The organism is Ruegeria sp. CDSA079 (genome assembly GCF_059612245.1).
In genome coordinates this window covers 25,201-47,817 of record NZ_JBXWQF010000006.1, presented here as the reverse complement: position 1 = coordinate 47,817, position 22,617 = coordinate 25,201, and the positions used below count along the sequence as shown (strand labels likewise).

Here is a 22,617-nt window from a genome sequence, read left to right as displayed (position 1 = left end):
TTTTTCGAAACTTAGCAAGTGTATGAAAAAAAAGACATTTTTGTAACGTTAAGGTAACGGAAATGAGAGCAGTGCAAAACTTGCAGCAAAATTGCTTATTCAACGCCCAGAACATCCGGTGTTTTCCATCCCAAATGCTGACCTCCATCGACGCAGAGCAGTTGCCCCGTGACGGCGTGCGCATCCAGAAAATACCCCAGCGCGGCTGTGATATCTGAAGGGTTCGACCCGCGTTCCAGAACCGTGTTCGATCGTTGCGCCTGAAAATGTTGTTCGCTTTGGCGATGCCCCTGAACCGTCGGACCGGGACCGATCGCGTTGACCCGAATGTCAGGTGACAGGGCCTGCGCAGCCGTTCGGGTCAGGGCCCACAGCCCCATTTTCGCGATGGTGTAGGACATGAACTCTGGCGTCAGCTTTCGCACCCTCATGTCCACCATATTGACGATCAAGCCCGCGGCCAGAGGTTCGCCGCTTTCATCTGTGTCGGCGGTCAACCCCTGCTCTGCCATAGCCTGCGTCAGAACGAATGGCGCACGCAGGTTGCTGTCGAGATGGCGATCCCAGCTTTGGCGGGTTGCGGTGTGAATATTGTCGTATTCAAAGATCGATGCGTTGTTCACCAGACAGGTGATCGGCCCACCCAGCGCTTCTGCTGCCTTGGGCAGCAGCGCCTGGACCTGAGCTTCGTCCAGTAGATCGGCCTGCAGTGCCACCGCTTGGCGGCCCAGCGCCGTTACCTTGGCTACAGTTTCCTGCGCGGGCTGTTCCGATGTGGCGTAATGCACGGCCACATCATATCCACGACCTGCCAGATACAGCGCCATGGCCCGGCCCAGGCGAATACCGGCACCGGTCACTAAAGCTCGGGTCATGCTTCACCTCGTTCTGTCAGATCACACCAGCAATACGGTGACATAAAGCACATAAAGGAAAGTCAACACCAACCCCCAGATGCGCGAGATATCCTGTTTGAAAAATACAAACGGAGCCAGCAGCAGCGATGCGCCCAGCATGACCCATAGGTCGAATTGCAGGAATTCGGGATCAACAGGTATGCGACCAAACCAGGTTGCGATTCCGATGATGGCCAGTAGGTTGAACATGTTTGAGCCGATCACATTGCCCAGCGCCACATCCGCTTGCCTGCGCAGCGCAGCCATGACGGTTGTCGCCAGTTCGGGCAAAGACGTTCCGACCGCGATCAACGTCAAACCGATAACCGTTTCACTGACCCCATAGGTCCGTGCGATGATCGTCGCGTTATCCACCAACAGATGCGCACCCATCGGTAATCCAATCAGCCCGAGGATAAGGTAAAAAGATACCTTCCAATACGGCATGTCAGGGTCGGCTTCTTCCAGACCCTCAAGCTCTTCACCCACGCAAGCCTCGCCACAGGCTTTGCGATGTGCCTTTGCCTCACGAAAAGCGTTCAGAAGGACAAAGCCCAAAGCCGCCAGCAAGATCAGACCACTGAAGAAGGTAAAGGTTCCGCAAAATGCCAACCCGATGAACAGAACCGTCGCCATCAGCATGAACACATAGTTCCTGCGGCTGTTACACTCGCTGGTATGCAAAGTCGCAAGCAGCGCGGGAAGGCCCAGAACCAACAGGATATTCGCCGTGTTAGATCCGACCACATTACCCAGTGCGATACCGGGGGCGTTTTCTTTCAAAGCACTGATCGCAATCAGAAGCTCGGGTGCGGATGTGCCGAAGGCCACAATCGTCAGGCTGACGATCAACGCCGGAACACCCAGGCGCAGGCTCAGGTTCACGGCACCTCGTACAAGGGCGTCGCCTGCCAGCAACAGAATCAACAGGCCCAGACCGGACAACAGCCAAGTGGAAATCAAGTCCGGCCTCCTTTTTCGCAGGCGCAGGGGCCTTTGCCGATTCGATACCGCCCGCAGCGCGGACATTTCGCAGAGCTCAACTTCTTTTGCCCCGGAAAGCGCAGCTTGCCAAACATCGCCAATACGACCATGGCAATCAGGAAAAGGGTGACAGCCTTGATGATCACGTCACAAACCGAAACGCGCGTAGGCTGCACGCTCCTCTAATCCGGCGATAGCATCCTGAGCCAGGCTGGCCCCAAAGCGCGTCCAGATCGGTTTGCGCACGCTGTAGCGGCGGAACTTGACCTTTTCGCCAAAGCGTTCCTGCATCTTGGGTTTGAGATGGGCAATGCCATCAATCAGACCCAATTCTTGCGCACGGCGCGCCAGCCAGACTTCACCCGTGAACAGATCGGCACTGTGATCCAGCTTGTCGCCTCGTCGCGTTTTGACATGGTCAATGAAGTTTTCGTGGATGTCTCCCAACAACCCCTGAAGGCGGGCCACGTCCTCTTTCTTTTCCGGCGCAAACGGATCCAGCATGGATTTCGATTGGCCCGCCGTATGCACGCGCCGCTCGAACCCCTGCCGAGCCAAAAAGACATGCGCTCCAAACCCGGCCGAGATTACCCCGATCGAGCCCAGTACCGAGCTGTCATCGGCCCAGATCTCATCCGCAGCTGCAGCCAGCCAATAGCCGCCCGAGGCCGCAACATCCTCGACAAAGGCAATAACGGGCACATCCAGCTCTTTCGACAAACGCCGGATACGGGCACCGATCAGCGAACTTTGCACCGGGGACCCGCCCGGGGAATTAAGCTCAAGCGCCACTGCCGCAGGTTTTCCCTTGCGAAAGGCCTTTTCCAGAACAGGGGCCAGGGTCGTATCGTTCAACGCGCCCCGCCCCGCCATTCCAATCGCGCCGGACAGGCGGACAATGGCCACGCAAGGGTGCTTTTTAACAAACGGCAGGCTGAGTTTCATGGGTGCCGATGTAGAGTGCCCCCAACCCGTAAACAAGGGACTCATCAGGCCTTAAGCGCGCCGCCAACCAGATTCACAGACTCAATGGGCAAAAATGCAACGCCTTGGCAATGTCAGCTGCGAATGCGCCAACCGGTTTTGAAGATCCAGCCGATGACCGCCAAACAGAGTCCTGTAAAGGCGAGAATAGCCAGCAAACTAAGAACAATCGGCACATCCGCCGACCCGTAGAATGACCAGCGGAAGCCCGAAATCAGGTAAACGACGGGATTGAACAAGGTAATGGTCTGCCACAACGGAGGCAGCATCGAGATCGAATAAAACGTGCCGCCCAGAAAGATCAGTGGCGTCACCACAAGCTGCGGCACCAGTGACATCTGTTCGAAATTGCTGGCCCAGATGCCGATGATGAATCCCAGCAAAGAAAAGCTGAGGCAGGACAAGATCAGAAACGCGGCCATGGCAAAGGGATGTTCGATTCGTATATCCACAAAAAAAGTGGCCGTCGCCAATATCACCAGACCCACAAACAGCGCCTTGGTGGCGGCTGCGCCAACATACCCGATCACGATTTCGAAGAAATTGACCGGCGCGGACAGCAGTTCGTAGATGGTGCCGAGAAACTTTGGGAAATAGATTCCGAATGACGCATTAGAAATCGACAGCATCACCACCGACAACATAATCAGCCCCGGTACGATGAACGCACCGTATGAGACGCCCTCGACCTCTTGAATGCGGCTGCCGATGGCTGTGCCAAATACCACGAAGTACAACGACGTGGACAAGACCGGCGAAAAAAAGCTCTGCGCGAGAGTGCGGAAGAACCGGGACATTTCGAACCGGTAGATGGCAGCAATTGCAGTCCAGTTCATACTGTTTCTCCGGATACGAGGTTGACGAATATTTCTTCCAAGCTCGATTGCCGGGTCTGTACGTCGCGCAAGACCAGCCCGGCTTGCGACACGTCATTCAACAATGTCGTGATTCCGGTGCGATCCGCATGTGTATCGTAAGTGTAGACTAGAACATCCCCTGCGCCATTCAGTGTCAGGTTATGCAGTGCAAGACTGACAGGGATTTGCGCAATGGGCTCTGACAGCATGACTTCGATCTGCTTTTTACCCATCTGCGCCATCAGCGTGTCTTTGTCCTGCACCAGCAGCAGTTCACCCTTGTCGATGACGCCGACACGATCAGCAATGGCTTCGGCCTCTTCGATGTAGTGGGTGGTCAGAATGATAGTGACCCCGTCCCGTTTCAGCTCGGCCACGATCTCCCACATATCCTTGCGCAGTTCGACATCCACACCGGCAGTGGGTTCGTCCAGAAACAGAACGCGGGGCTCATGCGCCAGCGCCTTTGCGATAAGGACCCGACGCTTCATACCGCCAGACAATTCCTTGATCGCGTTGTTGCGCTTATCCCAAAGGGACAGCTTGCGCAGAATCTCTTCGATCCGCGCATTGTCTTTGCCAAGGCCAAACAACCCTCGCGACAGGCGCACCGTGTTCCAGACATTCTCAAACGGTTCCAGGGCAATTTCCTGAGGCACAAGCCCGATCATCCTGCGCGCTGCGCGATAGTCAGTCTGGATGTCATGTCCACCCACTGTGACCTCACCGGAACTCGGAGTCGTGATCCCGCAGATGGTTGAGATCAAGGTTGTCTTTCCTGCCCCGTTTGGACCCAACAAGGCAAGAATCTCACCTTCTTCAATGTCCAGAGACACACCCTTCAGCGCCTCAAACCCGTCAGCGTAAGACTTTCGAAGATCCCTGATGGATAAAATGGTCGTCATGCCCGTTCCCCGTTCTGGCGTGGACCCTATCGCGCCAAATCCGTGTATAACAGGTCAATTCGGCACCGATTGATGCACATCTGCCGAAATGGCGACCATCTGCGCCATCGAATATCCAGCTTGCAATCCTCCCACCAGCCCGCAAACTCTGCCCGAAACGGAGGGCAAGGATGCTGAGCGGAATTCGAATTGTCGAAATCGAAGGGTTGGGGCCTGGCCCGTTTGCAGCCATGCAGTTGGCCGATCTGGGCGCTGACGTCATAACTGTCCAGCGCAAGGGTGGTGCTGCAACACCTGGAATGCCCGAAAGATCACTTCTGGATCGCGGGAAGCGGTCCATCGCGCTTGACCTGAAAGACCCAGATGATCTGGAAATTGCTCTGCGTCTGATCGACACCGCCGACGCCCTGATCGAAGGTTTTCGCCCCGGTGTTATGGAAAAGCTGGGTCTTGGCCCCGAGCCCTGTCTGACCCGCAATCCAAAGCTGGTCTATGGGCGCATGACGGGCTGGGGTCAGGATAGTCCTCTGGCCAACACCGCAGGCCACGATCTGAACTATATCGCCCTTTCCGGGGCGCTCTGGTATGCCTCTCAACCCGGCCAGCCGCCGCAAACACCGGCTACTCTGGTAGGCGATATCGGTGGCGGCGCAATGTATCTTGTCGCAGGGATTCTCGCTGGCCTGATCAATGCACAAAGAACTGGCGAAGGCACAGTTGTCGATGCCGCAATCTATGACGGTTCAGCCCATATGATGAACCTTCTGATGACCATGCGCCAAACAGGCAACCTGTCCGACACTCGCGGCGACAGCCTGCTGGACGGCCCACACTGGAGCCGCGCATATGCCTGTGCCGATGGCCGCTTCATTACGGTTCAATGCCTCGAACCCAAATTCTACACTCAGTTTTTGCAGACCCTCGGTCTCGCCAATGACGCCGAATTCCAGAAACAATATGACCGCTCACTGTGGCCCGACCTGACGCGACGGCTTGCCGATATCTTCGCCAGTCACCCCCGCGACCACTGGGACGCCTTGTTCCGCGGAACGGATGCCTGCCTCGCCCCGGTGCTCAGTCCACAAGAGGCGCAGGTTCACCCGATGAACACCCATCGCAACAGCTGGCAAGAGATCGACGGCGCCCTGCAATCCACCGCCGCGCCACGGTTTTCAAACCACCAGTGGCACCCCAGACCAAGCCCAACACGCGGCGAGCACACAAATGAAATTCTCGCCGAGCTCGACGCCCCACGTTGATCCGAACTTCATCTGGCTAAAAATATCTCGGGGGATGAATTGGCCGCAGGCCAAGAAGGGGGCTGGCCCCCTTTCACCCGCTTATCGTCCGCGCACCGTATCGATCATCAGTTGCACGTTTTCAGGATCTGCATCCGGTGTGATGCCGTGCCCCAGATTGAAGATATGCGGCCCTTTCGAGAACGCCTCGACAATGAGACGCGTCTCATCCACCAGCGCCTGTCCGCCCGTCACCATATGGGACGAGGCCAGATTGCCCTGTACACAGCCATCAATCTGCACATGCGCGGCCGCCCAATCCGGCGACACCGAATTGTCCAGCGCGACACAATCCACACCCGTCGCCTTGGCAAACCCGATATATCCGTCGCCCGCCTCACGCGGGAAACCGATGACCGGAATGCCCGGATGCCTCTCTTTGATAGCCTGGGTAATCACGCGGCACGGCTCGACCGCGTATTTGCGGAACGCCTCACCTTTCAAAGACCCCGCCCAACTGTCAAAGATCTTGACCACCTCGGCCCCGGCTTCGATTTGCGCGGACAGATATTCGATCGTTGCGGCCGTGATCCGGTCCAACAGTGCCTCGAACAGCGCGGCATTCCCTTCACGCAACGCATGGGCAGGACCCTGATCCGGCGTGCCGCGCCCTGCGATCATATAAGTTGCAACCGTCCACGGCGCGCCGGCAAACCCGATCAAAGTGGTTTCCGAGGGCAATTCCCGCGACAGGATTTTTACCGTTTCATAAACGGGCGACAGTGTTTCATGAATCGCGTCAACCGGCTTCAACGCGTCAAACTCGGATTGCTGCGTGATGGTCGACAGGCGCGGGCCTTCGCCGGTCACAAACCACAGATCCGCCCCAAGGGCCTGCGGCACCAGCAGGATATCTGCAAACAGAATCGCTGCATCAAACCCATAACGCCGGATCGGTTGCAATGTGACTTCGGCGGCCAGCTCAGGGTTATAGCACAAGGACAGGAAATCACCGGCCTGCGCACGGGTGGCGCGATACTCGGGCAAATACCGCCCCGCCTGACGCATCATCCAGATCGGCGGCACATCCTGCACCTCACCCGCCAGCGCCCGCAGCAGTTTTTTTGTCTCGGCCATATTCGCCCCCAGTCATCCGGTTTTGGCAACGGGTCGTCCTTCGGCGGCAATTTGTCAAGCTCACCCCCCATTGTCAGGGCAATGTGACGCGACTAAAGCTGTGAGCATGACCGTGAATATGCCCACACCCGCATCGCCCTTCAGAATTGGTACCCGTGGTTCGCCGCTGGCTCTGGCGCAAGCGCACGAAACGCGCCAACGCCTGAGTGCCGCCTTCGACCTGCCAGAAGACGCATTCGAGATCGTGGTGATCAAAACCACCGGCGACAATCGCGCCATGATCGATGCTGATCGCCCGCTGAAAGAGATTGGCAACAAGGGCCTGTTCACCAAAGAAATCGAAGAGGCGATGTTGCGCGCCGAAATCGACATCGCCGTTCATTCGACAAAAGACATGCCCGTTGCACAGCCTGACGGCCTCGTACTGGACACCTTTCTACCACGCGAGGATGTGCGAGACGCGTTTATTTCTCCGCGTTTGGGTTCAATCCACGATCTGCCCGAGGGGGCCGTTGTGGGCACCTCCTCGCTGCGTCGTCGCGCTCAATTGCTGAACCGACGACCGGATTTGAAGGTGGTCGAATTTCGTGGGAATGTTCAGACCCGGCTGAAAAAGTTGGACAATGGCGTTGCCGATTGCACCTTTCTGGCCATGGCAGGCATTCGTCGTCTGGGCATGGATGACATCCCGGCCAGTGCCATTTCGCCTGACGACATGCTGCCCGCCATCGCGCAGGGCACCATCGGGATTGAACGGCGCGGCGACGATATGCGTGCGGCCGAGATGCTTGAGGCGTTGCATCATGCGGAAACAGGCCAGCGGCTGACCGCTGAACGCACGTTGCTGGCTGCACTGGACGGGTCGTGCGAAACGCCGATCGCAGGTTTGGCCGAACTGGATGGCGGCACCCTCAGGCTGCGTGGCGAAGTTTTACGCCCCGATGGAACTGAAACTGCAAGCCGGGATATCACAGGCGCAGTCGAAGATGGCGCGGATATGGCGCGGGCCATGGCCGCAGAACTGCTGGAACAGGCGGGGCCGGATTTTTTCGATTGGAAAAAATCAAAATAAATTCGCGCAATGTGAACTGGGTCACTGTAGCGACCCATTTGTTCATGCATTAAGGTGACATACCGATCAGGAAGTCAGGTCAGTCTCGAAAGTATCGAAAAGTTTCAAGATTGCGGTGATTTAATCAGTATTCGAGGGGGCGAGACTGACCCCCGGCTTCCAAAGGTTGCGGGTCGCTGTTGATGTCAACAGCGACCCGTTTTTTGTTCAGGCTTCTCATGCTCAGGAAATTGCAGCAACCGCGTGACGCACGGCCTCTCTGGTTTGATCCAGATCCGCATCTGTGACCGCCAATGACGGGTATAGCTTGCCCGGAGCTTTGAATATCCCATGCGACCGCAAAGCCGCGTTATATGTTGCGTTGCGCGCAGGATCATCATGACTGGCGCTGCGGTAGTCCCTGCATTCGGCCTCGGTAAAATAGATATCGAACAGGGTTTCGTCCCCGCAGATGCGATGCACAATACCGGCATCGCTCAGCGCGTCGGATTGCATCTGTTGCAACTGCCGCCCGATGTCGCGCAGGCGTTCATAGGCCCCGTGACGTTGCAGAATTTCCATTGTCTTCAACCCCGCGGCCGAGGCCACAGGATTTCCTGACAAGGTGCCCAACTGCATCAACCAGCCTTCTTCTCCGACCTTCGATTTGTCGAAATGCTTCATGATCTCGGCGCTGGCGCCCAAGGCGGCCAGAGGAAACCCACCACCGGTAATCTTGCCCAGCGTGCAGATATCGGGGGTCACGCCATAACGCTCCTGCGCCCCTCCATATGCCAGACGAAACCCGGTGACGATCTCATCGAAAATCAGCAGCACATCGTGTTTGTCGCATAAATCGCGCAATCCTTGCAGATATCCCGGCACCGGAGGGACAATCCGCTGCAGCGGTTCGACCATAATTGCCGCCACATCGTCATGTTCGTCCAAAAGAGCCGCCACAGCCTCAAGATCATTAAAGGGCGCGATCAGCATCTGCTCGGCCACACTTTCGGGAATTCCGGCACTGTCGGGCACGGCCTGAGGGAAATTGACCCGGCGGCTGGGCGCAAGACTCATTTGCGCCTCGGCGCTCATCCCGTGGTAGCCACCTTCGAATTTGAGGATCTTGTTGCGACCGGTATAGGCCCGTGCCAGCCGTATGGCATACATGTCGGCTTCACCACCTGATGCAACAAAGCGCACCTGTTCGCAGCACGGAACGGCATCAATGATGGCCTCGGCCAGTTCGATCCCCTTGCTGTTATTGGCAAAGAAGGTCATTCCCTTGGGAAGCTGTTCCAGCACGGCCTCCATCACCTCGGGATGGCCGTGGCCCAGCAACATCGGGCCGGACCCGATCAGATAGTCGATGTATTCCTTGCCATCCTCGTCCCAGACGTGGCTGCCTTCGCCGCGGGCGATGATGATGCCGGGATCGAAATTGCCGAAACCGCCCGCAGGCAAAACCTCGTTTGCGCGGGCGATCCACTCGGATTGTGTCTGGACTTTCAGCATCTCAATCAATCTCCAAAATCGGGGTGCCAAGAATTTCAAGATCAGGCTCCACACCTAAACCTGGACCATCGGGCGGCGCAATCCGCCCGTTTTCACGGTTTGGTGCGTCGGGGCACAGACGCGGGGCAACGTAAGAGGACAAATCGCAGGTATTCATAAGCGATCCATGCGGGGTTGAAGCGGCAAAATGCAGAGACGCTGCCGTGATGATATCCGACCCCCAGGTGCATTCGGCACAAATCTCGGCCCCTAGATGCACGGACAGATCACGCGCCCGTCGCATCGCGGACAGGCCGCCGAATTTCGACAGCTTCAACGCAACCGCATCCATGCAGCCCAGCCTGTGCGCCTGCATCAGTGATGCGAGGTCATACGCATTTTCGTCGATCTTCATCGGCAGGCCCGTGGCCTGACGGACCGCAGCGCAATCCTCAAGCGTTTTACAGGGTTGTTCCAACATCACGTCCAGATGCGCCACGGCGCGCCCTGTTCGCGTTGCCTGCAACCGCGAAGCGCCACAATTCCAATCACCATAGATCAACGGCCCCGACCCAACGGCCTCGCGCACTTTGATCAGACGCTCGGCATCAACCTGCCAGTCACCTTCGACACCCAGCTTGACTTGAAACTGGCGTATTCCGGCTTGATACGCGGTCTGGGCGATCCGGGCCATCTCGTCCGGTGCAATGCAGGTGATCGAGTGATACAGCGGCATGTCCGCCCGCGCGCGCCCACCCAAGAGTGCGTACACCGGCAGACCCGAGGCCCGACCAAACAGATCCCAGAGCGCGATATCCACGATGGATTTCGCATAGAGATGCCCGTGCAAAAACGCATCCAGCTTGCGCATTGGCGCATCGACGCCAAAAGGGGACATGCCAAGAATTTCGGGGGCCATCTCTGCCACGGCCGCTGGCACACCATCGGCATAAGCTGGCAGGTAATGTGGGATCGGACAGACTTCGCCCCACCCGTGCAGGCCCGTGTCCGTCTCAAGCCGAAGGACATGAGAGGTTACGGTGGCACAGGTTTTGCCCTCGGCCATGTGATAGGTCTCATGGCTGGTCAGGTCGACAGACCAGAGCGTTATCTTGGTGATCTTCATTCAGCCCTTCCTTTGGCTTTGAGTGCTGAGCTTTGAGAGGGGCCAGCCCCTCTCTTGGCCTGCGGCCAATTCACACCCCGGGATATTTCTGGCCAGATGAAGAAGTGGATCATCTCGGGGCCTCGTAGGTCGCAATGGGCGGCCCCAGTTGCTCCTCATCCGGATAAACGCCGAGTCCCGGCGATTCGGGCAGATGCAGATGTCCGTCGATGTTTCGAGGCCCGCGCCCCCCCGCGATGTCCACGGTGATCATGTCCTGGCAGGCCCAGACAGCGTGGCAGTTGTCATCGGGGATGGTCGCGGCCAGATGCAACGCCTCGGTATCGGCCAGAACCGACCCGCCGGTTGCCATCACAAACATGTCGATCCCATGTGCCAGGGCGATATCCCGCATCCGCGCGGCCTTGGTCAGACCGCCCACGCGGTTCAGCTTGATCCCGAATACTTCGGCCAGACCGTCCCGCGCAATCCGGGTCGCGTCCTGCAACGTCACCAGACTTTCGTCCACTGATACGGGAGACGCGTGAAGACCCGAAATCGCGGCGATGTCATCCAGCGATTCACCAGGCTGTTCGAACATCACGTTCAGATCTTCGCAAGCGTTCATCACCCGCAGGGCCTGCTGACGCGTCCAGCCGCGATTGACGTCGTAGAGGACAATCTCTCCGGGGCGGCGAATGCTTTCCACATCGCGGACACGGGCTATGTCCCGCTCGACATCGCCGCCAATTTTCACCGAATGGGCGATGTACCCTCGGCTACGATAGCGCTCCATAACCTCGCGGGTTTCCTCGACAGTCTTGGCCCCGACCGAGGATGCAATCGGGCGCGGCGTACGCGACCCGCCCCCCATCAGATCGGCAATGGGCAGACCCGCCGCCTGTCCGGCGATATCCCAGCAGGCCATGTCAATCGGACTCTTGGCGTAAAGATGCCCGGGCAGGGCCAGATCCATCGCCCGTTCCACATCCAGAACCCTGCGCGGATCGAGGCCCAAAATGAAGGGGGCCATCGTCTCGATACCTGCGCGAATGCCTGGTCCGTGAGCAGGCACATATGTATGACCCCAAGGGGTGCCCTCTCCCCAACCGACCAGCCCGGTATCGGATTCGATCTTCACAATCGTCGCGTCGAGTGTTTCGAACTTCAGCCGCCCGCCGGACAGCCAATAGGGATGCTCCAGCGGCAGATCGACGTGGTAAACAGTTATGGTCTTGATCTTCACAGAGTGTACTCCGCCACCGGCGCGCCGAGGCTTTCAAAGTCAGGTGTCACGCCCAAACCCGGCGTGTCGGTTGCATAGAGTTTGCCATCCTGGGCCGTCGGGCCACCGATGCCAGTTGATCGGGTGTTGTAGTTCATCAGATCAGTTGTGTTCTGCAAATACTCAGGCGGTGTCGACGCCGCAAAATGCGCCACCACAGATGTCGTGATCTCGCCCCCCCACGTGTCTTCGCTGACCACAGGGATGCGGTTGTCGATCAGATAGTCCCGCACGCGCCGCGCCTTGCTGATGCCACCCAGATTCGAGATCTTCAAACAGCAGATCTCGGCGCCCCGATCGGCGACGATCCGCTGCGCCATGTGGATACCTGTCACACATTCATCCAGTTTCATCGGTTGCTCGGCCACGCGGCGCACCTGCTGGCACTCTTCATAGCTGCGACAGGGTTGTTCGAGGATATAATCCAGATCGCGTGTAGCGCGTGCCACTCGGATTGCATTGTCGACACGCCACCCCTGATTGGCATCGGCCATCGCCTTTTCTCGCGGCTTCAGCAATGGAACCGTCGTGCGGATTCGATCTATATCAGTCGCCCAGTCACCCCCGACCTTGACTTGAAACTGGCGATAGCCCTGATCGCGATAGGCGTTCATCTCGGCCACCGTCTCATCCACCGCTTTTTGCGGGGCTACCCGATACATAGGTGCGCCGTCCGTCAACTTACCGCCCAACAGCATCCAGACCGGTTGACCACTGGCTTTCCCCAGAATATCCCAGCAGGCCGCGTCGAACGGGGCCTTGGCATAGCCGTGGCCCTGCACCAGATGATCCATCAACTGCTCGACCCGCGCCACCTGCCTTGGGTCCTCACCCAGCAGCGTCGAAGCAACCAGCCGCGCTAAAGCCACCACACCTTCGGAATGAGCGACCATGTAGTTCTCACCACAGGGCGTGAATTCACCGCAGCCCTGCAACCCCGCATCGGTATCGAGGACAACCACGGATGCAACAGCAGTCTCAATCGCGTTTCCTGCACCCCAGACATAGGCTCCGCCCACATAGGGCAGGCCCATTTGGTATACGCGGATACGGGTGATCTTCATGCAGCACCCATCAGAGGCAGACCACCCATTCCTTCCCCGCGCCAAAGGACAAATGTCAGAATCGGCTGATCCGTCGTGATCATGGCATGGCTCTGCCAACTTGAATGCTGACGCGTCTGGTTCGGGCCTATGTGGGTTTCGCTGCCTTCAATCTTGAAAAGGGCTGCTCCTTCGAGAACCAGATAAATCTCTTCGGCTTGGTGGCTATGCCAATCATAGGTCAGACCGGCCCCCCAATACCCGACATAGCCACGCAACTGGGTCGAATGGAAATGCCCGCTCGGACCAAACAATTCGTAGTAACCGTATCGGTTGAGAAAATCCGCGCCGACCTCTTCTTCGGTATAGGTTTGTTTCCAATGCCCCAGATGCGATGTCGCTTTGATCGCAGCGATCAGATCCCGCGTGGCGTCGGTTGTTTCAAGGTCAAAGCCAGCGACCTGATCGATTGCCGGAATATGCGCCGGCTGCAGGTTTGCAGGTTTCAGGTCATCGGGCCAAGGTGCAAACGCGGCCATCTCAGGATGCGATTGATGCAATTGCCGCGCGGCTTCCAGAACGTCATCCAGCGTCATGGCACCACCACAATATTGCCTGTGTGCTGCTTGGCAATGAAGGCCGCCTGCGCGTCACGCAATTCCTCCAGGGGATAGGTTGCCGCAAGTGCTGGCTTGAGGTCACCGGCCTCAATGTATTTCACAAGATTCTTCATGACCTGAGGGTCAATCACGGTCGAGCCCGTGAATGTCAGATCGCGCAGGTAGAAGGTTCGCAAATCAAGCTCGACCATTGGGCCTGCGATAGCACCCGAACAGGTATACCGACCGCCACGCTCCAGAATATCGATCAGGTTCGGCCAGTACGGCCCTCCGACAACATCCGCGACCACGGTGATCTTTTCATCGCCCAGCGCGTTGCGCAGGTCACCAGGGTCACGGGACAGGATCCTGTCCGGTCCAAGTTGGGCGACATCCGCGTGTTTGGCCTCGGACGCCATTGCGATGACCCGTGCGCCTCTCCGTTTGGCCAATTGGACAAGGGCACCGCCAACACCGCCCGATGCTCCGGGCACAAGCACGGTGTCCTTTTCAGTCACGTTGGCGCGGCTGAGCATACCTTCGGCGGTGGAGTAAGAGCAGGAGAATGTCGCAAGCTCGGCATCCGACAGGGCCGAGGTGATCGGCACCGCATTCACGGCCAGCGTTGTTGCATATTCGGCAAAGCCACCGTCGCGCTCGGATCCGAAATAACCTGTCTTGTTCATGTTGCCCGGATCAGTCGGATCGCGCAGCCAACCATCCGTTATGACCCGTTCGCCGATACGCACGCTGTCCACACCGTCACCAACAGCGACGATCTCGCCGCAGATATCAGCCCCTTGAATGCGCGGGAAAGTAATAGGTGCGCCACCCCAAGTCGGGTCTTCTTCGCCAACTTCTTCAAACGCACCACCAGTAGTGGCATCGGTTACAGTCTTGGAATACCAGCCGGATCGCGTGTTGACGTCGGTATTGTTCAGCCCACAGGCGGCGACTTTGATCAGCACCTCACCGGCGGCGGGTTCCGGGCGTGGCCAATCCTGGTGCAGGACGATTTGCTCCAAGCCGCCATGGCCCATCGTGACCATGGCTTTCATTTTGTCAGGAAGATTCATTACGCGGTCTCCAAAATGCCATCCGTTCGAGGCAACAAGCTTTGCGGATCATAGGCAGGCTCGCCCAGCACGCGGGCCGCGCGAGGTTTGCCGTGGATCACGACCTCCAATTCGGTCCCGACTTCAGCCGCTTCGGGCTTTATGTAAGCAAAGGCGAGGATATTGCCGACGGTATGACCGTAAGCTACCGAGGCTGTGGAGCCCACAACACGCCCGTCCAGCATCACAGCTTCGCCGCCATGACCATCAATCTCGCCATCCGGTTCGATTTCAAGATATGCGCAGATCCAAGGCAAATCGGTGTTCAGCGTCTTGTCTTTACCCAGATACTCCTTATCGGTGCGGGCAAAGCGCAGCACGTCGGCCTCGGCCAAAGTGACCTCGTTGGTCAGTTCACCTGCGCCTTTAAAGCCTTTCTCCATCCGCATCACATTCATGGCAAAGCTGCCGTAGTCGGTGATGCCGTGCGGCTCACCCGCCGCCCAAAGCGCTGTGTAGACGTCGAGACAGGCGGCGTTGGGCATGTGCAGTTCCCACCCAAGTTCACCGGCATAAGACATACGGAAAGCCCAGACTTTGCGACCAGCGATGGTGATCTCTTGCGCAGACAACCAGCGGAAACCGGCATTGGTCAGATCGGCGTCAGTGCAGCGCGCCAGCACGTCACGCGACCGCGGGCCGTTCAGCGACAGGGCCGACCAGTCGGCGGACAATGCGGTGATCTGCACGTCCTCATCCGCGCGCTGCTGCGCCAGATGGTCCAGCAGACGTTGTTCGAAGAAGGCCGCGCAGACCAGATAGAAGCGGTCTTCGGCCATACGGACAATCGTCGTCTCCAACTCGATCCGACCGCGACGGTTTAACATGTGGGTCAGCGTGATCGAGCCAACCTTTTGCGGCATCCGGTTGGCCGTCAACCGATCCAACAGGGCATAGGCGTCCAGCCCCGAAACCTCGACCTTGGTGAAGGCGGTTACGTCCATAATACCGACGCTCTGGCGGACCGCTTTGACCTCGGCCGCGACCATGTCGTCGGCGGGGGTCCGGCGGAAGGAATAGTGATCGCGCTGTTCCACACCGTCCCGTGCGAACCAGCGGGGTCGTTCGAAGCCATAGACTTCTTCATGTACCGCACCCTTGGATTTCAACAGCTCATGCAGCGGCGACGGCTTGATCGGACGCCCCTCCAAACGGTTGAAATGTGGGAAAGGGATTTCGTGGCGCAGGCAGTAGTCTTCCTCGGCCTTGATCACCTGCCAGTCCTTGGTGGCATAGCTGCCAAACCGGCGCGGATCGTATTCGCGCATCGAGATTTCAGCAGCCCCATGCACCATCCAGCGCGCCAGTTCGCGGGTCAGGCCCGGACCCCAGCCGATACCGATCTGTGTGCCGCAGCAGCACCAATAGTTCCGCACTCCGGGCGCAGGGCCAATCAGCGGGTTGCCATCTGGCGGATGCGAGATCGCCCCGTGCACGTCGCGTTGAATGCCCAACTCGGCAAAGATCGGCATCCGGTTCAGGCTTTCTTCAAGCCACGGCATCACCCGGTCGTAGTCCGCGTCGAACAGCCAGTTCTCGTATTCCCACGGGCAATGGTCATGCCAGACCGAGTTCGGGTTCTCTTTCTCGTAGATCCCGATTAGCCCGCGCTGCTGCTCCATGCGGATATAACCGGAGACCTTTCGGTCATCGCGGATAACCGGCAGTTCTTTGTCAAGGTTCCGGAACTCTGGCACCGGCTCGGTCACAAAGTAATGGTGCGTCATCGAGGTCATGGGCAATTGCAGCCCAGACCATTCGCCCATCTGACGGGCATAGGTGCCGCCAGCGTTCACCACATGCTCGCAGATGATCGTGCCCATCTCGGACTCGACAACCCACTCGCCATTCTCGCCCTGCGTAATGTTAGTCGCACGGCAGTTGCGGAAAATGCGCACGCCTTTCTGACGCGCACCAGTGGCCATCGCCATCGTCACGTTGGTCGGGTCTACGTGACCATCGTCCGGTGTGTGCAGCGCACCCAGAACGCCTTCGAGATTGTAGAACGGGTGCAACTCGGCCACTTTCTCGGGCCCGACCAGTTCGATGTTGAACCCAAGCGACCGACCCACCGAAAGTGTGTGGCGCAGCCAGTCCATCTCATCCTCGGTATAGGCCAGACGGAATGACCCGCAGCCATGCCACGTAACGGGCTGGCCGGTTTCCGCCTCAAGCTGACCGGAATAAAGTCCGATGTTGTAGTCCACACATTTGCCCAACCCGAAGCTCGAGGTCGAATGCGTGATCTGCCCCGCCGCGTGCCATGTGCTGCCGCTGGTCAGCTCGGATTTTTCCAGCAGGACAGTGTCATCGCCCCACCCTTCATGCGCCAGATGATAGGCTAGGCCAACCCCCATTACGCCGCCCCCGACAATGACAACGCGTGCATGTGATGGCAGTTCGTTCCCGGACATGATTTTCCTCTTCCCGAGTCGCTTTTCTGCTCGACAGGCTAATTCCACACTTGTACCATCGTCAATCATGAATGACACAAATGTATCATCAACTGTTCTGGGCCGCCTGACCGAAGAGTGGGACGCCTTGACCCCAGAGGCGCAGAAAGCCGCGCGCTACGTGCTGGAAAACCCAACGGATGTCGGCGTTTCGACCGTGCGTGAAATCGCAGAAGCCGCCAAGGTCAAACCCAATACGTTCGTGCGCATGGCGCGGCAGGTGGGTTTTGACGGGTACGAAGATTTCCGCGAACCGTTTCGCGAAGCAATCCGCAATGGGCAGGTGTCGTTTCCGGATCGTGCCCGGTGGCTACAGAATATCGGCAAGTCAGGTGAATTGGGTGGACTCTATGCCGATATGATCGGCGCCGCGATCCAGAATATCGAAGAAACCTTCGCCGGGATCGATGCTACGCGCCTGAAGGCTGCCGCTGAAGATATCTGGAATTGCCGCCAGATCTTCACTCTGGGCGTCGGCGTCAACAACTCGAACGCGCGCAATTTCACTTATCTTGCCTCGACAGGGATGAAACAATTCCACGCCATCCCCCGCCCCGGCTCGACCCCGGTAGACGATCTGGCCTGGGCCGATGAGCAGGACGTGCTGATCGCAATTACCTGCCGCCCGTACCGCACCGAAGTGATCGAGGCGATCAAGCTGGCCCGACAACAGGGGCTGACCGTCGTAGGCATCTCGGACAGCCCCGCCAGCCCGGTCATTCTAAACGCCCATCACGGGTTCGTTGTCGCAGCCGACACGCCGCAGTTTTTTCCATCATCCGTCTCGACCATCGCATTGCTGGAAACGTTACTGTCCTTTGTGATCGCAGTTTCCAGTGACGAGATCGTTGAACGGGTCGAACGTTTCCATCTTCGCCGTCATCAACTTGGCCTTTACGCGGAGGAGCCAGAATGAACGCCCCCCTGACCCACTCTCTGGACGCCCGATATTATACCGACCCCGGCATTTTCGAGCAGGAGATGCTGGGGCTGCTGGCTCGGACGTGGCAGTTCGCGGGCCATGTCGCACAGGTCAGGGAACCTGGTGACTACTTCGCCTTCGAGATTGCCGGGCAAAGCCTGTTCTGCATTCGTGGCCGCGATGACGAAATCCGCACCTTCTACAATGTCTGCCAGCACCGCGCACATGAAATGGTAACTGGTGCGGGCAATACCCGCGTCGTCGTCTGCCCATACCACGCCTGGACCTATGAGCTATCCGGCCAGCTGCGTGCTGGCCCTAATATCAAATCCGTTCCCGGTTTCGACCGCAGCGCGATCTGCCTGACCTCGGTCCGGACCGAGGTGTTCAACGGTTTCATCTTCGTCAACCTCGATGACAACGCCGCACCCATGGATGAATGGTACCCCGGCGTGCGCGAGGAAATCCGCGCCTTCGTTCCGCATATCGACGATCTGGAACCGCTGGAATGGGTCGAGATTCCGGAAAATTGCAACTGGAAGGTCAGTATCGAGAATTACTCGGAATGCTACCACTGCCCGACCAACCACCCCACCTTCGCCGAGGGCGTGGTCAAGCCCGAAACTTATGACATTCAACCCGATGCAGGCGGCGGCTATGTGCTGCGTCACACGACCGAATGCCAAAGCCTCGACAAGATGACATATCCCATTGACTTGTCGGTACCGCATGCAGGCGACTATCAGTCGTGGTTCCTGTGGCCGATGTTCTCGTTCCAGTGTTACCCGGGCAACGTGCTGAACACTTATCACTGGCGCGCTGTTGATGCCGATCACTGTACCGTCTGGCGCGGCTGGTACACCGAAGGTGGTTCGGAAAACGCGGTTATCCGGCAGTTGGCTGTTCAGGACCGCGAAACAACGGTCGAAGAAGACATCTGCCTAGTAGAATCCGTCCACCGCGGCCTGAAATCCCGAGGTTACCGTCCCGGCCCGCTGGTGCTGGATCCGGGGTGCGGAGTGATGTCGGAACATTCGATCGCGCGGCTTCAGAAATGGATGCGCGAGGCTGTGGAGTGATGACCGAGGTGACGCGCCAATGCTGATGCCCGAAGACTGGCGCCCAGAACACAAACTGTTTCCCCATCAGGTCGGCTTTACTTCGCCGCCGTTCGACTTTGACGCCGCCCCATCAGATTTTTTGAACATGTGCCCCGAAACCGTCGGCATTCATGGCTGGATGCTGCACGTGCCGGACTATGTACACGGTCTGGACCAACGCAAAAAGAACTTTGGTATGCTGGATGATTTCGTTCACTGCATGTCGCGCAATGGCGTGGATGTCTGCGGTCAGGTCGGTTCGAACTGGGTCCATGCCTGCGGGCTGGGCGTGGAAGGTGTCCGGCAACACTGCGAAGACCTGTCAGACAAATATGGTACCCGCTTTCACATGGCGGGTTATGCCATGGTCGAAGCCCTGCGCGATATGAATGTCGAGAAAGTGGCCCTGAACGCCGCCTATCACTGGCCGGAATGGTGGCAGGGCACGGTCAACTTCCTGAAAGAAGCCGGATTCGATGTGGTCTGGGCCGGAAATTTTCACGACCAAGGCTGGTTCGACAGTCAGGAAGACGTCAATTCCTATCGCTGGGTCTTTGACGGAGATCTGGCATTGAAGAGCTTTGAATACGTCACCGAAAAAGCTCCGCAAGCCGATGCAATCCTGATCAACGGCATGTGCAACTTCCGCACAGGACCTGATGGCCTGCCACAGCGTCCGCTGCATCTGGCCGATACGCTTGAGGCCGCCCTGGGCAAGCCGGTAATCGGTCACGATATCGCGCTTTACTGGCGCATTTTCAAATCCCTCGGTATCGCGCCTGACACACCGCGCGGGCAATTGCTGAAACGTCTGTGACTGCACGAAAGGCCATGACAATGCACAAGATCCTCGCGCTATGGGCTGTGCCCCGATCCACCTCGACCGCGTTTGAGTGGATGATGCGGCAACGTGGAGATCTGGATTGTCTGCACGAACCCTTTGGCGAGGCGTGGTATCAGGGCGAAGACCCCTTGTGGCACCGGTTTCAGCCGGGGGACGTTACGACACAGGGCCTGACGCTGGACTGTGTCTGGCAGAATGTTCAGGCGAGAGCAGAAAAGGGCCCGGTCTTTCTCAAGGATTTCCCGCATTACATCAACCACATGTGGAATGCCGAGTTCCTGTCGCATTTCACCCATGCCTTCCTGATCCGGGATCCGGCCAAGACCATCACGTCGATGTACAAGCAATGGCCCGACTTTGCCGAAGGCGAGGTTGGCTTTCCCGAACAGCGTGCCCTGTTCGATCTGTTGACGGCGCTGAACGGAACGCCGCCGCCGGTTATCGACAGCGATGACCTTCTGGAAGACCCCCACGGCATGACCCGGGCCTTTTGCGAGCAGGTGGGTATCCCCTTCCTCGAAGACGCGCTGACATGGGCGCCCGGCGGAGACCCGGCGGCCCACAGTTGGTGGGACGGAGGATCGTTCCACGGCAACCTTGCGAAATCGACCGGACTTGCCCCACAGCCGCGCAAGCATATCGACATCACGGACGCGCCAGATCGGGTGAAACAGGTGCACCGCCGGATGAAACCGCATTACGATCACCTTTACAAACACCGCCTGACACGCTGACACACCGGAGACCCGCAATGGCCGATATTTTTGACGAAGACCTGTTTCTCAAAGGCTTGGAGCAACGAAAGAGCACGCTGGGCGCAGAATACGTGGAAAAGAACCTTGCCGCCGCCGATGACTTCATCCGCCCGTTTCAAGAGGCAATGACCGCCTGGTGCTGGGGTTTCGGCTGGGGTGACGACGTGATCGATGCGAAAACGCGATCGATGATGAACCTGTCCATGATCGGCGCGTTAGGAAAAATGCACGAATGGGAAATTCACTGCCGGGGCGCCATCAACAACGGTGTGACCAAAGAAGAAATCCGCGCCATCATCCATGTGATCGGAATCTATTGCGGCGTGCCACAGGCGCTGGAGTGTTTTCGCGTAGCCCGAAAGGTCCTGGAAAACCAATAACACACCTTTGATGCGCTGCGTTCGGGGAAATGCCGGACCGAAAGTCCAAAAGCAAATGGAACCGCTTTGTGTTTCCCCGAATGCAAACCAAGGAGTTCGGGCGAAGGGTCGCCCCATCAGCGCCAAACTGCGCGAATCCCTGTCTTGCATAAGCTGAATAAACCCCAAAGCGCTTTACGGATCTGAGTTGATGAGTGCGGAAAACCTAAGCCAACAAGAGTAATTCTAAGGTTTCCTGGGAATCTAAAGAAATCTGTCAAACCGCTGACAATTGACCTTGTACTACCAGCGTTTGCAAGGATATACCCGTCGACGGAGACGTGGCCGAGTGGTCGAAGGCGCTCCCCTGCTAAGGGAGTAGGCCCGGAAGGGTCTCGAGGGTTCGAATCCCTTCGTCTCCGCCATAATTCATTAAACTCAAAGGGCATTTTTTGGCTTCATTGGCGAAATCCGCCCAATAGGCCGCCATCCCAAATGTGCTTGATTGCCACGCCATGCGGCGGTTGAATCAGTTTACGGGCGTTGATGAAACCGCGACCGTATCCAGCGGGGCGCGTGTGGTTGGCTTGAGTGCCGGTACCGTCGCCAATCGGCAACTGGCGATCTACGACAAGCGGGCCGAGGTGACCCAGCAGAACAAAATGGGCTGGCTAACCATCTGGAATGCCGCACTGGAAGCTGCGGGCAAGCCACCCCTTGATCTGACCGACCGGGCTACAAGTCAGGTCTGGCGCTTCGAGATGCGGCTTGGCTCCAAACAACTGCGCAACCGGTTTGAGATGCGGAACTGGCAGGACGTACGTGATATCATCGGAGACGCCTTCACAGACGCGCTGGAACGCATTCGCTACTGTATGCCTACCGCTAACAGAAACCGTGCGCGCTGGCTCACACATGAGCTTTGGCAGCAGTTTGAAGTTGTGATTGGAAATGATCTTTTGCAGAACTGTGCGGGCGTTCTGCCCCGCAACGTAATGGACGCTAACCGCGCTGCTAAGATGCGGGAACTCGACGCGCAGCTTGCAGGACTGTTTGTCACCTGTGCTGCGATCTCAGACGTTTCTGCGGACGGCTTCGGTGAGTTTTTGGGAAGGCATTCCGATGTGTTGGTTCGGCTGATTGAAGAAAACTCTACACCGCTCCCAGAAAGGCTTTCCAAGGCACGCGGGAAATACCGGTTGTCTTGAGAGGCGACCAAGCGACCATTCGCTGCGGCGGCGGCATCTCCTGACGGATGCCATGCACAGAAAGTGATCTTTACAATTTCTAAGTCGCTTTATCGCTGATGGAATTGCATCCAAAGGGGTTATCAACGAAGCCTTGAGCGCAACGTAACAATTTGGTGTCCCTTTATGTATAAATTAGTGTATCGAACTTCATAAGATACCATCGTAACCCTATTTTTGGTGGACCACCATGGCTCGAACCTTTGTCGATAAGCTTGAAGCAATCGTGCTGCCAACTCCCTAG

General features: G+C 57.8%; 21 protein-coding genes and 1 tRNA gene. 9 read left to right on the top strand and 13 right to left on the bottom strand.

The window, feature by feature from the left end; all coding sequences use genetic code 11:
- Window positions 1-95: 95 nt before the first annotated feature.
- The 5 genes from AC2FJZ_RS07960 to AC2FJZ_RS07940 all read right to left on the bottom strand — a co-directional run bounded on the left by AC2FJZ_RS07960 (window position 96) and on the right by AC2FJZ_RS07940 (window position 4,626).
- On the bottom strand, window positions 96-875 hold the full coding sequence (locus tag AC2FJZ_RS07960) for an SDR family oxidoreductase (protein WP_050603965.1): 780 nt from the start codon (window positions 873-875) through the stop codon (window positions 96-98).
- 21 nt (window positions 876-896) lie between these two features.
- Window positions 897-1,856 carry a calcium/sodium antiporter gene (locus tag AC2FJZ_RS07955; RefSeq protein WP_050604224.1) on the bottom strand — a complete coding sequence of 320 codons (960 nt, stop codon included), beginning with the start codon at window positions 1,854-1,856 and terminating at the stop codon, window positions 897-899.
- 171 nt (window positions 1,857-2,027) lie between these two features.
- Window positions 2,028-2,825 carry a S49 family peptidase gene (locus tag AC2FJZ_RS07950; protein ID WP_496777123.1) on the bottom strand — a complete coding sequence of 266 codons (798 nt, stop codon included), beginning with the start codon at window positions 2,823-2,825 and terminating at the stop codon, window positions 2,028-2,030.
- Between the two features lie 113 nt (window positions 2,826-2,938).
- Entirely contained in the window at window positions 2,939-3,700 is a 762-nt protein-coding gene (locus tag AC2FJZ_RS07945; protein WP_050603963.1) for an ABC transporter permease, read from the bottom strand.
- Window positions 3,697-4,626, bottom strand: a complete 930-nt coding sequence (locus AC2FJZ_RS07940; protein WP_496776912.1) for an ABC transporter ATP-binding protein — start codon at window positions 4,624-4,626, stop codon at window positions 3,697-3,699. The genes AC2FJZ_RS07945 and AC2FJZ_RS07940 overlap by 4 nt, the downstream gene beginning before the upstream one ends.
- Before the next feature lie 170 nt (window positions 4,627-4,796).
- Between AC2FJZ_RS07940 and AC2FJZ_RS07935 the strand changes: the two genes are divergently transcribed.
- Complete coding sequence (locus AC2FJZ_RS07935; protein ID WP_496776910.1) at window positions 4,797-5,885, top strand: CaiB/BaiF CoA transferase family protein; 1,089 nt, start codon at window positions 4,797-4,799, stop codon at window positions 5,883-5,885.
- Between the two features lie 81 nt (window positions 5,886-5,966).
- Here AC2FJZ_RS07935 and hemE read toward each other — a convergent pair whose 3' ends face one another.
- Entirely contained in the window at window positions 5,967-7,001 is a 1,035-nt protein-coding gene (gene hemE / locus AC2FJZ_RS07930; RefSeq protein WP_496776908.1) for a uroporphyrinogen decarboxylase, read from the bottom strand.
- Between the two features lie 106 nt (window positions 7,002-7,107).
- Here hemE and hemC point away from each other — a divergent pair, with 106 nt between their 5' ends.
- Window positions 7,108-8,073: a hydroxymethylbilane synthase gene (hemC, locus tag AC2FJZ_RS07925; protein WP_496776907.1), complete on the top strand. Its 966-nt coding sequence runs from the start codon at window positions 7,108-7,110 to the stop codon at window positions 8,071-8,073.
- A 222-nt stretch (window positions 8,074-8,295) separates the two neighbouring features.
- On the opposite strand, the gene AC2FJZ_RS07920 is transcribed toward hemC, so the two are convergent.
- The 7 genes from AC2FJZ_RS07920 to AC2FJZ_RS07890 all read right to left on the bottom strand — a co-directional run bounded on the left by AC2FJZ_RS07920 (window position 8,296) and on the right by AC2FJZ_RS07890 (window position 17,107).
- On the bottom strand, window positions 8,296-9,567 hold the full coding sequence (locus AC2FJZ_RS07920; protein WP_496776906.1) for an aspartate aminotransferase family protein: 1,272 nt from the start codon (window positions 9,565-9,567) through the stop codon (window positions 8,296-8,298).
- Window position 9,568: 1 nt separating this feature from the next.
- Window positions 9,569-10,672: a mandelate racemase/muconate lactonizing enzyme family protein gene (locus AC2FJZ_RS07915; RefSeq protein ID WP_496776905.1), complete on the bottom strand. Its 1,104-nt coding sequence runs from the start codon at window positions 10,670-10,672 to the stop codon at window positions 9,569-9,571.
- 109 nt (window positions 10,673-10,781) lie between these two features.
- On the bottom strand, window positions 10,782-11,897 hold the full coding sequence (locus AC2FJZ_RS07910) for a mandelate racemase/muconate lactonizing enzyme family protein (RefSeq protein ID WP_496776903.1): 1,116 nt from the start codon (window positions 11,895-11,897) through the stop codon (window positions 10,782-10,784).
- The gene (locus AC2FJZ_RS07905) at window positions 11,894-13,000 is read right to left on the bottom strand and encodes a mandelate racemase/muconate lactonizing enzyme family protein (protein ID WP_050603955.1); all 1,107 of its coding nucleotides are present in this window, start codon (window positions 12,998-13,000) and stop codon (window positions 11,894-11,896) included. The genes AC2FJZ_RS07910 and AC2FJZ_RS07905 overlap by 4 nt, the downstream gene beginning before the upstream one ends.
- Entirely contained in the window at window positions 12,997-13,575 is a 579-nt protein-coding gene (locus AC2FJZ_RS07900; protein WP_496776902.1) for a dimethylsulfonioproprionate lyase family protein, read from the bottom strand. Before AC2FJZ_RS07900 ends, AC2FJZ_RS07905 begins: the two co-directional genes overlap by 4 nt.
- A complete protein-coding gene (locus AC2FJZ_RS07895) occupies window positions 13,572-14,654 on the bottom strand; it encodes an alcohol dehydrogenase family protein (protein WP_496776901.1) in 1,083 nt (360 codons plus the stop codon). Before AC2FJZ_RS07895 ends, AC2FJZ_RS07900 begins: the two co-directional genes overlap by 4 nt.
- The gene (locus tag AC2FJZ_RS07890; protein ID WP_496776899.1) at window positions 14,654-17,107 is read right to left on the bottom strand and encodes an FAD-dependent oxidoreductase; all 2,454 of its coding nucleotides are present in this window, start codon (window positions 17,105-17,107) and stop codon (window positions 14,654-14,656) included. Before AC2FJZ_RS07890 ends, AC2FJZ_RS07895 begins: the two co-directional genes overlap by 1 nt.
- Window positions 17,108-17,174: 67 nt before the next feature.
- Here AC2FJZ_RS07890 and AC2FJZ_RS07885 point away from each other — a divergent pair, with 67 nt between their 5' ends.
- The 7 genes from AC2FJZ_RS07885 to AC2FJZ_RS07855 all read left to right on the top strand — a co-directional run bounded on the left by AC2FJZ_RS07885 (window position 17,175) and on the right by AC2FJZ_RS07855 (window position 22,334).
- Window positions 17,175-18,062, top strand: coding sequence for a MurR/RpiR family transcriptional regulator (locus AC2FJZ_RS07885; RefSeq protein ID WP_050603951.1), 888 nt, complete (start codon window positions 17,175-17,177; stop codon window positions 18,060-18,062).
- A complete protein-coding gene (locus AC2FJZ_RS07880) occupies window positions 18,059-19,147 on the top strand; it encodes an aromatic ring-hydroxylating oxygenase subunit alpha (RefSeq protein ID WP_496776898.1) in 1,089 nt (362 codons plus the stop codon). The genes AC2FJZ_RS07885 and AC2FJZ_RS07880 overlap by 4 nt, the downstream gene beginning before the upstream one ends.
- Window positions 19,148-19,166: 19 nt before the next feature.
- Window positions 19,167-19,985, top strand: coding sequence for an aspartate racemase/maleate isomerase family protein (locus AC2FJZ_RS07875; protein WP_496776896.1), 819 nt, complete (start codon window positions 19,167-19,169; stop codon window positions 19,983-19,985).
- A 20-nt stretch (window positions 19,986-20,005) separates the two neighbouring features.
- Entirely contained in the window at window positions 20,006-20,746 is a 741-nt protein-coding gene (locus AC2FJZ_RS07870) for a sulfotransferase-like domain-containing protein (RefSeq protein WP_496776894.1), read from the top strand.
- A 17-nt stretch (window positions 20,747-20,763) separates the two neighbouring features.
- Entirely contained in the window at window positions 20,764-21,147 is a 384-nt protein-coding gene (locus AC2FJZ_RS07865; RefSeq protein ID WP_496668401.1) for a carboxymuconolactone decarboxylase family protein, read from the top strand.
- Window positions 21,148-21,461: 314 nt separating this feature from the next.
- A tRNA-Ser gene (locus tag AC2FJZ_RS07860) sits at window positions 21,462-21,551 on the top strand.
- A gap of 90 nt (window positions 21,552-21,641) precedes the next feature.
- The gene (locus AC2FJZ_RS07855) at window positions 21,642-22,334 is read left to right on the top strand and encodes a hypothetical protein (RefSeq protein WP_496776892.1); all 693 of its coding nucleotides are present in this window, start codon (window positions 21,642-21,644) and stop codon (window positions 22,332-22,334) included.
- Window positions 22,335-22,617: the final 283 nt, after the last annotated feature.